General features: G+C 44.6%; 4 protein-coding genes. All 4 read right to left on the minus strand.

All coding sequences use genetic code 11. The features are described 5' to 3' along the window. Window positions 1–115 precede the first annotated feature (115 nt). Window positions 116–1,270 carry a choline esterase gene (locus ABZM97_RS10165; protein WP_087991408.1) on the minus strand — a complete coding sequence of 385 codons (1,155 nt, stop codon included), beginning with the start codon at window positions 1,268–1,270 and terminating at the stop codon, window positions 116–118. A gap of 720 nt (window positions 1,271–1,990) precedes the next feature. Beyond that, window positions 1,991–3,262 (minus strand): glycoside hydrolase family 30 beta sandwich domain-containing protein, encoded by a 1,272-nt coding sequence (locus ABZM97_RS10170; protein ID WP_202327729.1) that lies wholly within the window; start codon window positions 3,260–3,262, stop codon window positions 1,991–1,993. 89 nt (window positions 3,263–3,351) lie between these two features. Next, window positions 3,352–4,890 (minus strand): glycoside hydrolase family 43 protein, encoded by a 1,539-nt coding sequence (locus tag ABZM97_RS10175; RefSeq protein WP_087991406.1) that lies wholly within the window; start codon window positions 4,888–4,890, stop codon window positions 3,352–3,354. A 334-nt stretch (window positions 4,891–5,224) separates the two neighbouring features. Next, on the minus strand, window positions 5,225–13,042 hold the full coding sequence (locus ABZM97_RS10180; protein WP_367387461.1) for an amino acid adenylation domain-containing protein: 7,818 nt from the start codon (window positions 13,040–13,042) through the stop codon (window positions 5,225–5,227). Between the last annotated feature and the right edge of the window lie 71 nt (window positions 13,043–13,113).

Consider the following 13,113-nt stretch of genomic DNA (forward strand, 5'->3'; position numbering starts at 1 on the left):
AAAGCCTTCAATAATTACACTTCCATATAGTTGAAATCTTCATCATTCTAAGGAAATTTACTAATCTGTATTTTACGGCTAGTTCTTTGACATGCGTTTATCAGCAATCTCTCGGTTATGTCACCTTGTTGCTGGTCTTCTTGATCAAGTCCACGCCATCATATGCCAGATTTTCAACACTTGCAGCCTTCTGCAGTATGTAATGATCAAAAAAGTTCTTCGTATAGTCTGTAACAAGATTTCGCATCTCCATAGCATCCCGTTCGCCTCTGCTGAGCTCCTCATAAGCACTGGTAAACACAATGTCGCAGTAATCTAAATGCGCAACACGATCAACAGAGAAATAATAGGTTTCCATGCTATTGTTAGCGCCAATTATCGCATTCATGTTATAGTTAGGTTCACAAAAAAGCAGCAAAAAGGGTTTCTTAAGGTCGCTGTCGAGAAGGCCGAACGCACCGCTATCCAAGCCAATCCCGCAGGCGAACCGGTCGTCGTCCCGGCAAACAATCGCCGTTGTAGGCCCTCCGTAAGAATGTCCGACTATGCCCATGCCGATATCAAGCAACAATCTGCGTTTAAAGATGGAATTCAGCTCTCCAGAGTCCAGTTTGTAAAGATAATCGGCTACATACCTTACATCTTCTGCCTGTAATTCACTATACTCTGTTAACTTGTCAAGTATCGGCAGTTGAAGCACGTTACGGCACATCTCAATGGCAGTTTCATCGTCAGGCCGCATTTCCATCTTACCAGCCAACGCCCGCATCTCCTGATCTTCAGAAAACGCCATAATGACATCCGAAAAATCCTTTGATACATTAAACAGGCGCCCATCTTTACGCTTATACATCGTGCTATTCTGATGCCCGATGCTTACCACAACATATCCCATGCTTGCCAAGTCTGTACATATCACTGTACCCCATTCTGGAGAACCGCCCCCGCCGCAAACATAGAATAACACCGGATAGCGTTTTTCCTTCCAGGAGAGAGCAAGGTCGTCGTAACAATGAGTTTTGATATCGATAGAGAAAAAATCCTTTTCCTTCAGATACTCAGTGACAAGTGGCTGGTCATGAACCATTTCGTAGACTTCAGGAAACATGTACGTTGATGGAGTCTTCCCTTCGCTGCTATCAGATGGATAGTACATAAACGCGGTCAATTCTCTTTTTGAGTGATCTGATGCCGTGTACTCAAAATCCATCTGGGTTCGGCCGACAGTATAGCCGCCAATTGGTTCTGGAAATGCGTCATAAGTTTTCATTCTCGTTTTCCCCCTTAATTAATAAAAGTGGCGAATGTGAAATACAAACATTGCTCTATAAGCGCTTTTCAAAACTGTGAAACTATTACATCCTATCTTCAGTGAATCATATCTACTCCCTGACTTTCTTGTGATCGCTAACAATTTCAGAATATTTATGATCTTCAAGCAGCCCATGACCCATAAAGTCAGCAAAGTACTTACTTAATCTTATGTTGCAGCTTAGAGTCCTTAATATCGAATTCCCTAAAAAACATGACTAAATGAAACTGCATTGACTCAAACATAAAAGATATCAAGTCGTCGTCAATATCAGGTCGGAGATATCCATCAACCCTCAATCGGCGTAAAATTCCTTGATTAAGGGGATGACTCGCCCTTTAGCACATTCAGATATATTTTAAGCGAAATGTTCTCAGGAATGTATAAAAATGTTTCAGTTAACACTTTTTGCCATCGAGAAGTATCTAAACTCTTTGGATCAATGTCTGGTTTTTCATAAAATCTGCTTCTAGCTATTTAACCACACCTCCAAATTAGGATCTATTAATGCTTTATCAAAGTTGGCGTATAATACAGCTAAAATATAACAATGAAAAACTGATGTCTCCCGCATGTAAGGCTTTAATGCTGTATGCTTCAGACGCAAGACACGAAAAAAGCGATTTTCCGATCGGAAAATCGCTCAATTTCAACGTGGTACGCTTGCCTTAGGTGCCTTTAACGATTTACGACAAATGTTGTCACGCTTTGAGCTGGAAGATGGGCCCAAAAATGATTGTCCGTTACTTTAAGATTCGTCCCAGGTTGAAGATTGCTGTTGCTGCTGGTGATCCATCTAGATACCTGAGAAGCAGATCCATTCTGCAAAACAAAGTTTTGGTTAACTCCTGTGTTGCTTTTGTTAATGGCAACAATAACGACCTTGTTGTCACCTTTATAGGCTGACACGTAAACGTTCGGATTAGGATTTTTCGTTGCATCAATCCTTACATATCCAGGGCGCACAAACTTTGAGAAATGAGCCATATTGTAGCCACGTTTGCTGATCGTGCCATCTTCTTTCATAGGACCATATGATCTTCGGATGTACCACCAAACATAAGCTTGAAAATCCCCTTCAACCATCGAATTGTGAATATGTTGTGAAACATCCAAGGCCTCGGGCCATCGATCCGCCGAGTTGTTATCACTGTTCGGATAGTATACTTCCGTCATCCAAAGGTCCTTCCCCGCTCCTTTTTGTTTAAAAAGAGGATAAGGGAATTGACTGACCTGAGTCCCATACAGGTGGGTTCCGAGAATATCCATATTGGCAAGAGCCTGAGGATCGTTCAAGATTGGGTCAGACAAATTCTTCAAGTATTGAAATGACTCAGGTGCAATGACACGGGCATTTATCGAGCCTGCGTTTTCTCTCATAAAGCGAAGTATTTCTTGCGGCGTCCACCACGTCCACTCGTGAGCGTAATCAGGCTCGTTTTGGATGGAAATCGCATACAGATTCACTCCATTACTCTTCATGAAGGTAACGAAATCGTTAAGGTGCTGCGCGTATGCGGCGTACTTATCGTATCTTAGGCGTTTAGCTGATGTGTCACCATTATGATTGAAGGTCTCAACCATATTGCTTGGAGGATTCCAAGGAGAAGCGAAAACGATTGCCCCGTGTTTGATCGCGCTCTTTGCAGTCTCTACTTCTTTGTACCAATTATTTCTATTTTCATCTACATGAATTCTTAAGATTGAAAAGCCTAACTGATTCTGTCCATTGCCAAAAGCAGTTTCTCTTTGAGCAGCAGTTAAATCTCCAACCCAAGCCGGGTGGTTCATTCCTCCAAAACCGCGAATCACTTGTTTTTCTGCAGAAATATTAACTGTTACATCATTTGCCGCAAAGACCTCAGCAGCGCCTGGGCCCATTAACATTACTGACAGCATAGTGAAACATACCAATAGTAGACAAATTGTTTTTTTGACGCTCGACATCATTTTTTCCTCTCCTTCAATGTCTTTTACCGTATTAGAAAAATGTGTTCTGTCTGCTTTTATATCGCAAGCAAGCGGTGCCATAACTGGTGTTATCTTTGCGTAAACTGCCAGTAATCAACATTAAACAAGTTTCCTGTACCAGTTCCGGTAAATACAAAGAATACGTTGTGAATACCGGATGCGCCGGTTACCGCAGTTTCTATTTCTCTCCAGGATTGCGTTCCGCCTGTGGGAGGTACATTCAGGGTTCCTGCAAGCTTGCCGTTTGCGCTATCGAGACGCACTTCTATTTTTCCGCCTCCAGCAGATGCTACATTTGCTTTAAACGTCCTGGCACCGCCTGACCCGAAGTCTGCATTTCCTACAGCAATCCAGTCTCCGTTATGAATGTTTGTGACATGTTGATTATTGACTGGCCCGCCGGGTGCTGAGGATGCCTCTGTCAAAATCCGTCCGTTCCAGGCAAACGTTTCCGCTTCTACCCGGTTATATGGATTCAAGTTGGAAAGCTGTGTTACGCCTGCATAATTTGCCGCAACCTCTTGAAGGGATCCATCTGCATTATGCACCAGCTTATTAATATGGGGAGAACGGTATCCTTTGCCGGCCCCGAACAGAGCGGAACTGACAGTTTGAGCATGGTACACCACATACCACTCGTTTTTTAAATTGAAAACAGCATGATGGTTGTTTCCGCCGCCTCCGAAAAATGCACCCGGGTTTTTCAGGAAGTGCCCTCTATACGTAAAGGGACCCATGGGACTTGAGCTGGTCATATAGCCGATCTCACCTGGGGGTTTATCGGCCGGATGCGTGCCCCCGAAATTGATGCAATAGGAATAATAATATTTTCCGTTATGCTTATGCATTCCCGAATCTTCAAACATAAAAGGCGCATCAATCGTAGATGCACTTCCAACAACACTGGTCATATCAGGCCCTAATTTCATGACTCTTGCTGTTTTAGGATTGGCCCATTGCCCCTGCGTGGGATTTGAACCGCCCGGAACGCCTCCGCCGGCATATAGGTAACCGGCACCATCATCATCTACGAATACTGCCGGATCAAAAAGCCATACAACACCGGACATTCCTGGCGTATTTGGCGTTACCAGCGCTTTTCCGATCGGATCTGTCCATGGGCCGGTCGGGCTGTCTGCGGTGAGAACCCCGATACCTCCGCCACCGTTTGCGAAATAAAGGAAAAATTTATCCTTACCATTGATCTTTTTCACCGCGGCTGACGGGGCCCATGATGCTCCTGCCCATTTGGCAATCCCCCGGCCGCCATTCGCCCCATTGGCACCCGCTACGGGAATCGCTCCGTGATCTGTCCAGTTCACCATATCCGCTGAAGATATGACGAATATTTTATTCAAATTGGCAAATGAATTATCCTTAATCGTTCCGTCGCTATTATATTCATAGTCATCGCTTGACATATAGATGTAGACTCTTCCGTTATAGGTCAGCGCAAACGGATCTGCTCCCAAATGATGGTCTATAAGCGGGTTTGAATTCCCTGTATGTTTTGCAATTGTAGTACTGGCAGCATACGCAGACTCCGCAGATAAGCAACTTAATAATAAAGCAAGGACCCATAAACATACGCTACACTTTTTACTCATAACTTAACACTCCTCCTTTTTCTTTAAAATGGGGGTCTTTTAACATTTGAGGACAAATTGTAGACCGGCAGCAAAAGCAGACTCCGCAGATAAGCAACTCAATAATAAAGCTAGAACCCATAAACATAGGCTACACTTTTTTCTAATAACTTGACATCCTTCTTTTTCCTTAAAATGGAGGTTATTTTTTACCATTTGATGACAACTGGTCATGAAGAACGCATAAATTGGACGATTTCTAGAGTAAGCCTTACAAACACAGGAGTATTACTCTCGCCTTTTTAATAAAAAACGCCGCTGACTGCCAGGCCAGCGGCGTTTTACACTTGATCATTTACATTTTGTCAAACTTTGCATCTCCCGCAAACGATCCCATTGACAGTTGTTCATCAAGAACCAGTCCTTGATGATGCCGTTCTTCAATCCTTTTGATAATAGATCGAATTGCATCCACATTTTCTTCGATATTATGAGGTTCAAAGATCGTCACGTGGTCTCCTTTTAATTTGTACTCAAGGTAATGCTGTACAGTTGATTGCGTCCATCCTCTATCAGTCAAATCGCCACACAACAAATGATGTATGTTGCTGTTAACGGCGCCGGAATTGATCAGTTCATTGTGATACGCAAGGTAGCTTCTGATTTTATCCTTAATCGAAGGAATGGTTAATATGTCACGGTAGTAGTCCGGAATAATATCCATATTCAGATGGACGATCTCTTCAATTTCCGTTTCTGATGAATGCGTAACCGAAACAGTGATTTTAGAATCAAGCATGATCACATCTGATACGACGCGCTCTCGCTTCTCTAAGGCTTTGGCAACCTCAAAAGCCAAATTCGATCCCGAAGAATAACCAAGCAGAACAAAAGGCCCTTGTTCCTGAATGCCTATCATGCTTTCTGCATACAGGTCAACGATCTCTTTCTCATAAGACGGCTCTTCTAAGAAATCAGCCGCATAGACTGTGCAGCTGCCATCAAGTCTTTTTGCCATTTCATTATAAACTAGTCCATACCCAATTAAAGGTGGGAAACAGAACACAGGGATTGAATCTTCCTGGTTCAGCTTGACGAATACGTTATCCGTCTTGGACTCGAAGACCGTGGCTTGAATGGCGCGTGCCATTGTTTCGATGGTAGGAAAATCGTATACGGCTTGATAATGCATGTTGAGCCCCATATCGGCGTTAATTTGATGAATCAGCTGCAATACTTTAAGTGAATGGCCGCCCGCGTCAAAGAAATTATCTTTAATACCCGGGTCAGTGAGACCTAAAATGTTCTTCCAAATCTCGGCCAGCTGCTTTTCAATTAACGTTTCGGGTGCTGCGTATTCGTTTCCGGTGAGCCTATTTCTCTCAGGAGCCGGCAACGCTTTTCGATCAATTTTTCCATTAGCGGTTATCGGCATCTTCTCTACTTGTACAAAATAGGCTGGGATCATATACGCGGGCAGTTTGTTCAGCAAATGCCGCTTCAGCTGCGCTGTATGTAATGATTCATCCCCGGTTAAGTAGGCGCACAGCTGCTTGGATCCCTCTTCTTCAATCGCGATGACGACCGCTTCTTTGACAGATTCCAGTTGCAATAAAACCGCTTCGACCTCGCCAATTTCAATCCGGTAGCCCCGGATTTTCACCTGATGATCCATTCTTCCCACATACTCGATATTGCCGTCGGGAAGCCATCGGGCGACATCTCCCGTTTTGTACATTTTTTCGCCTGCGGCAAACGGGTGTTCAACAAATTTCTCGGCCGTTAATTCCGGGCGGTTCAAATATCCTCTGGCTATGCCGGCCCCGCTAATGTATATTTCTCCGGGAACGCCGATCGGCACTGGCTTCATCCCCGCATCCAGCACATAAATATTCATATTGGCCGCGGCCGTACCGATTGGCACCGATTCTCGTCTGTCTTTCTGCGGATCAAAGGAATAAATCATACATCCGACGACCGTTTCCGTTGGCCCGTATTCGTTAAAGATTTCAATTTGATCTTGAAATCGCTCGCTGATGCTCCGTGCCAAACTCACGCTTAAATTGTCGCCGCCTACAATCAGTTTCCGGATCCTGCATTCATGTGGAATGTCCATTTCATTTAATAACTGCAAATGAGCCGGAGTCAGCTTAATAATATCTACTCTGGAATCCTGTACAATAGATGAAAGCAAGGCAGCTCTGTCTTCTCCTCCGAAGACTATGATGGCATTGCCGCTTACGAGCGGTGTAAAAATAGACGTTATCGTTAAGTCGAAAGCGATGGAGGAGTACAGTGGGAAGTTGGTTTTTTCCCCCTTGACATATACGCTGTCAGCCCACCAAATATAATTGGTTAAGCCGCGATGCTCGATTAATACGCCTTTGGGCATGCCTGTGGATCCCGATGTATAGATCACATATGCTAAATCCTTCGCATCGCTGATCCGTTCAAGATTGGAGTGCTCTTCGTGATAAGAGCTTTCCTCATCCAATAGAACGATCGTGCCCGCATGTGTAAATCGCTGCCGAAGATGGTACTGTGTCAAGACGATCTCGGCTTTGGAATCTTCTAATATATACTGTATGCGGTGCTTCGGATAATCCGGATCAATAGGTACGTAGGCGCCGCCGGCTTTTAATACAGCCAGTATTCCCACAACCAGATCGATGCTATGTTCGCTGATGATGGCTGTGAGCCGGTCTGCCCTTACACCCTTGGCCCTTAACGTTCGAGCCAATTGATTAGCCCGTTCATTGAGCTGCCGATACGTTAGTTTCTCATCTCCAAAAACAATCGCCACCTGCGCCGGCGTTCGCTCAGCTTGTTCCTCAAACAATTGATAAAGCGTCTTTTCCTTTGGATAATTCGCGGCCGTATCATTAAATGCCTCTATAAGAAGCGAACGTTCATCCGCCGTAAGTATATCCAGGTCCTGGACGCGAATCGCCTGACTGTTCACCATTTGCTTAATGATTTGCATAAAATGCTCTTCCATCCGCTTGACGCTTGTATGTTCATAGACGTTGCCATTGTACACAAAATGAATTTCGATATTCCCCGCCGGCATGACAATAAAATTGAAATCGTAATGGGTGTGCTCTTCCATATGGAAGTTAATAATGTCCAGTGTGTCACGTTTCGGTTTCATATGCTCCATTTGTTTCTCTACCGGATAATTTTCAAATACCATGATATGACTGATCAGCTGCTGCTTTTGTTCGGTCTGAGCCTGAATTTCATACAACGGAAATGTATCATACGCCTGAGAAGCCAATGCCTGCTCCTGGCTCATTTTCAACACTTGTTCCACAGTCATTCCAGGCTGAGCGGTAATACGTACGGGCATGGTGTTGATAAATAAGCCGACCATGGATTCAATACCCGGAATTTCTGCCGGGCGGCCGGATACGACCGACCCGAAAACGACATCTTGACTGTTGTTGTATCTTTGCAGCAATAGGCCCCACGCGCTTTGAATAAACGTATTCACGGTGACGTGATGCTTGCTTGCAGTCTGCCTGATTTCTTCTGATAGCTGCTTTCCGAGCCGGCATGCAAGCCTTTGTTTTTGATATCCCTCGGCTTGGTTTGAGACAGGTTCTTTCAGTAAAACGGTTTGTCCTTCATAACCGTCCAAATATTTTTGCCAATAGGCTGAAGCGTTGTTATGATCCTGGTCTTCCAGCCATTCGATATATCGGCTGTACGGGGTGACGGCTTCCCGCTCGGGTTTTCTTCTATCAAGGAGCTCATAATAGGTTTCGAACACTTCTTTCGTAACAAGAGGCAGACACCAGCCATCCATTAAAATATGATGAAAGCTCCATATCAATCGGGCTTGATCATTCTCTGTACGAAGGATTGATACGCGCATTAACGCATCTCGGGTAAGATCGAATCCTCTTTCCTTATCTTTTTGTACAAAGTCGGCAATAAATTTGCCGCGTTGTTCATCTTCCATGTTTCGAATATCTTCAACGGTTATTTCGATCGGTTTTTCTCGAAAGACAAACTGCAGAGGCTGATCTTTCCATTCGGTGTAAAAATGAGTCCGAAGAATCTCATGTCTGTCTGCCAGCTGCAACAAACTCATCGTAAATGCTTCGATATCCAAATCGCCTTTAAGATTAAAAGAGGCTTGTTCAAAGTAAGCTCTGGAAGCCGAATCGATTAAGCTGTGAAACAGCATGCCCTTCTGCATGGGGGTTAAGGGATATATATTTTCAATGTCGCCAATATGCTGTGTTTGATGAGCAAATTGATCTAATTCCGCGATTGTTATGTCTTTCAGCGAAATATCGCTTGGCGTCAGCTGAATTTGCTTTTGAGCTGTACAATGTTCGATGACTTCTTTTAGGCTGTTCTTTAGGAAAGCGGCGCATGTTTCCATTGTTTCTCTTCGATATTGTTTATTGCTGTAACTGATGGCCAATGACAATCGGCCGCCAGAGATCATGCCGTTGATGTCAAGCGTATAGGCAATAGGATGCCTGTCGCTCGCAATTTTCCCACCGGAGAATGGAGATACTTCGATTCCTCCATTTTCGAAATCTTGATCAAATTGACCGAGGTAATTGAAGCTGATTTCCGGATGACCGGTCAAGCCAGAGGCCTTCGGATGATCGGACAAATATTTAATCAGACCATATCCTATTCCTTTTTGGGGAATCTGACGCAGCTGTTCTTTCACTGTCCTAATCCGCTGTGAGATGTCCTGGTCTGCCTGAATTTGAAGAGAAACAGGGTATTGGCTTGTGAACCAGCCCACCGTACGTGAAATATCAAGGTCTTGAAAGATTGATTCCCTGCCGTGTCCTTCCAGATGAACAAGAATCTCTTCATGTCCAGTCCAGCGATGAACCGCCGTACAGAGTCCGGTCAGCAATAAATCGTTAATGTCAGTCGTATAGGCACGGTTCGATTTTTTTAATAAACATTCGGTTTCTTTCTCTGTCCATTGGACGATGATGATTTCTCGGTCTTCGGCTATACCGCTCTCCTGTTCATTGTCCTTTGGCAATTTATGCTGCGGGATATGCTGCTGCCCGAACCAGTATTGATTTTCCGCTTCAAAATCTGCGCTTTCTGCATAACGTTTCAATCGTTCAGCCCATAACAGGTAGGAATCCGTCTTCTTAGGAAGTGTGATCGCTTCGCCGTTTTGCAGCTGTTCATAAGCTGACGTTATATCCTCAAGTAAAATCCTCCACGATACGCCATCTACGACCAGATGATGAATCGCAATCAGCAAATGGTCTCCATCCTGACATTGAAACAATCCCAGTTTCATGAGCGGGCCTTCGGCTAAATGGATGGATTGCTGCTGAATGTCATTGGATATCGTTTCAATCGTTTGGGCGGGATTGATTTCTTCGAGTAATGAGAATACTTCAAGGCTGAATAAATCTCCTTCATCAATCCCCCGGTTTCGGGCTTCGTATCCATGGTCTGTCGGAACATAAACCATGCGCAAAGCATCATGATGCTCAGCGATCTTCTTCATGACTCCCCGAAGCTTTGATTCATCCAAACCCTCTTTAAAATAAAGCATAACGGATTGATTATAGTGGTGCGGATCAGGGTATTGCTGGGCAAAAAACCAATGCTGAATCGGTGTCAGAAGTGTCGGACCTTTAATTTCACCTTGTTCTGCGATTTGGGTGACCGGCTCTATAAAAGGAACTAGCCCGGCAATCGTCGGGTGCTTGAACAAGTGTTTGATGTCAAGTTTATAACCGGATTGATATAAGCTTGAAGTCACTTGAATCGATTTAATCGAATCTCCCCCAAGCTCAAAGAAATGATCGTTGATTCCGACACGTTCTGCGCCTAATACCGACTCCCACACTCCGACCAGTATTTTTTCCAGTTCTGTCCGCGGAGCTGTATAGGTATTGCCTGTGAGATTTCCAGTTGGAGCAGGCAGCGCCTGGCGATCTATTTTTCCGTTGGACGTAAGCGGCATCGCTGTCAGCTGTACGAAATAAGCAGGTATCATATAGGCAGGAAGCTGACGGGACAGATGTTCCCGGATCTCGCCTGCGGTTAAAGAATGCAGTGCGGTAAAATAGGCGCACAAAGTCGTTTCCCCGTTGTTTTCTTGTGCGATAACGAGAGCTTCTTGAATCGGTGATATTTGAAATAATGCGGCTTCGACTTCGCCGATTTCAATGCGGTAACCGCGGATTTTCACCTGGTGGTCGATCCTTCCGAGGTATTCAATGTTACCGTCCGGCAGCCGTCTGGCCAAGTCTCCCGTCCGGTACATTTTCGCCTCTTGTACAAATGGATTCCGCAAAAATCTTTCCGCGGTTAAATCTGGCCGGTTCAAATATTCTCTGGCGATGCCGTCCCCGCTGATATAGATTTCTCCCGGGACGCCGATTGGAACCTGATTCATGCTCTTATCCAGCACATAAATGTTCATGTTGTCCGCGGCGGCTCCGATCGGAACTGATTCCCGTCTGTCGTTTTGCTGATCAAAGGAGTGAATCATACAACCGACAACTGTCTCTGTCGGCCCGTATTCATTAAAGATTTCGATTATGCCGCCGAATTGCCCGCTGATGTTTCGGGCGAGCCGCGTGCTTAAATTGTCGCCGCCAACAATGAATTTCCGAATGGTGCATTCAGGAGGAATGTTCATTTCTTTTAATAACTGCAAATGAGCCGGGGTCAGCTTGATAATATCCACCCTCGAATCGTGCACAATGGAATCAAGCAAGGCCACCTTATTTTCTCCTCTATAGACAATAATGGCATTGCCGGTAATAAGCGGAGTAAAAATAGACGTTACTGTCAGATCAAAAGCGATGGATGAATATAGCGGAAAGTTGGTTTTTTCTCCTTTGACATATACCCTGCGGGCCCACCAAATATAATTGGTTAAGCCCTGATGCTCAATTGCCACACCTTTTGGCTTGCCTGTGGAACCTGACGTATAGATGACATAGGCCATATCCTTCGTACTGCTGATCGGTTCAAGATCAGAGCCGTCTTCCTGGTAAGAGCTTTCTTCATCGATGAAAACCTTTGTGCCGGCCAGATCCAATTGTTTTCGGAGATGGCTCTCTGTCAAGATGATATCAGCTTGGGAGTCATCTACTATATACTGTATGCGATGCTTCGGATAATCCGGATCAATTGGCACATAGGCCCCGCCCGCTTTGAATATGGCCAGTATTCCCACAACCAGTTCGATGCTGTGTTCACTGATGATGGCAGTGAGCCGGTCCCCCCTTACACCCTTGGCCCTTAACGTTCGGGCTAATTGATTGGCGCGTTCATTGAGCTGGCGATACGTGAATTGCTTTTCTCCGCAAATAATGGCAGCTTGATCCGGTGTTCGTTTCATTTGTTCTTCGAATAATTGATAAATCGTCTTGTCTCGCGGATATTCAGTTTTCGTATAATGATAGTCAACGAGAAATGTATTTGTCTCCTTTTCAGACAACATATTCACTTGTCCGAGGGTGAGGTCGGGCTGAAATAACATGTTAGTAAACAGACGATTTAAATGTCCGATCACCTGTATCATATACTCGCGGTCATAAGCTTGTTCATTAAAAAATAACTTTACCTCAATCGTGTCTTCCCCCATAACAAACTGAAATAAAGCATCTGAAGCAGCCGTTTCTATGAAACGATCAGAATGGATTTGCTCTAAAGAAACAACTGTATGGATGATCGGCAAATGATTTGTATTATAGTTCAGCCGTAGCTGTCCGGCCATTTTATCAAAAGGAACGTCTTGATATAAGATCGCTTCGTCCAGCGTATGTTTCAGTTCATGGAATATCGATTTAAACGTACTGTCGGCATTGATATTCTGCTTGATTAACATGAGCTGATCTAAACCAAGATCTTCATCAGTTTCGTCTTCAAAGGTTGGAACGCCTGTAATCACGCTCTCTTCCCCCGTGTATTTGTACAACAGGGATTCAACTCCGATCAGGAGAACCAGATAAACGGCCATCGGCGTTTGATTCGTCATGGTCAGGATGCGCCGGGATACATCTGAACTCAATGAACTGTGAATACAGTCAGATGTACTCGATACATCACGCTTTAATGTTGAGTCGGACATTTGAAACGAAGGGAATGCACTGGGACGGTCTTCCGTGTGAAACATGCGGCCCCAGAACAACTCCTGTTGTTTGAATTCTGACATTCATATCCCTCCAGTTGGTTTCATTCCTGTTTTGAAGGCGGCTGGCGGCACCCGCGGCATTTGTGCCGGGA

This window comes from Bacillus vallismortis, from assembly GCF_040784915.1.
GTDB classification, from domain to species: domain Bacteria; phylum Bacillota; class Bacilli; order Bacillales; family Bacillaceae; genus Bacillus; species Bacillus subtilis_G.

Excerpts from the sequence above, each read along its gene's own strand:
- ABZM97_RS10165 (WP_087991408.1), bottom strand. The coding sequence starts at position 1,270 with ATGAAAACTTATGACGCATTTCCAGAACCAATTGGCGGCTATACTGTC.
- ABZM97_RS10170 (WP_202327729.1), bottom strand. The coding sequence starts at position 3,262 with ATGATGTCGAGCGTCAAAAAAACAATTTGTCTACTATTGGTATGTTTC.
- ABZM97_RS10175 (WP_087991406.1), bottom strand. The coding sequence starts at position 4,890 with ATGAGTAAAAAGTGTAGCGTATGTTTATGGGTCCTTGCTTTATTATTA.
- ABZM97_RS10180 (WP_367387461.1), bottom strand. The coding sequence starts at position 13,042 with ATGTCAGAATTCAAACAACAGGAGTTGTTCTGGGGCCGCATGTTTCAC.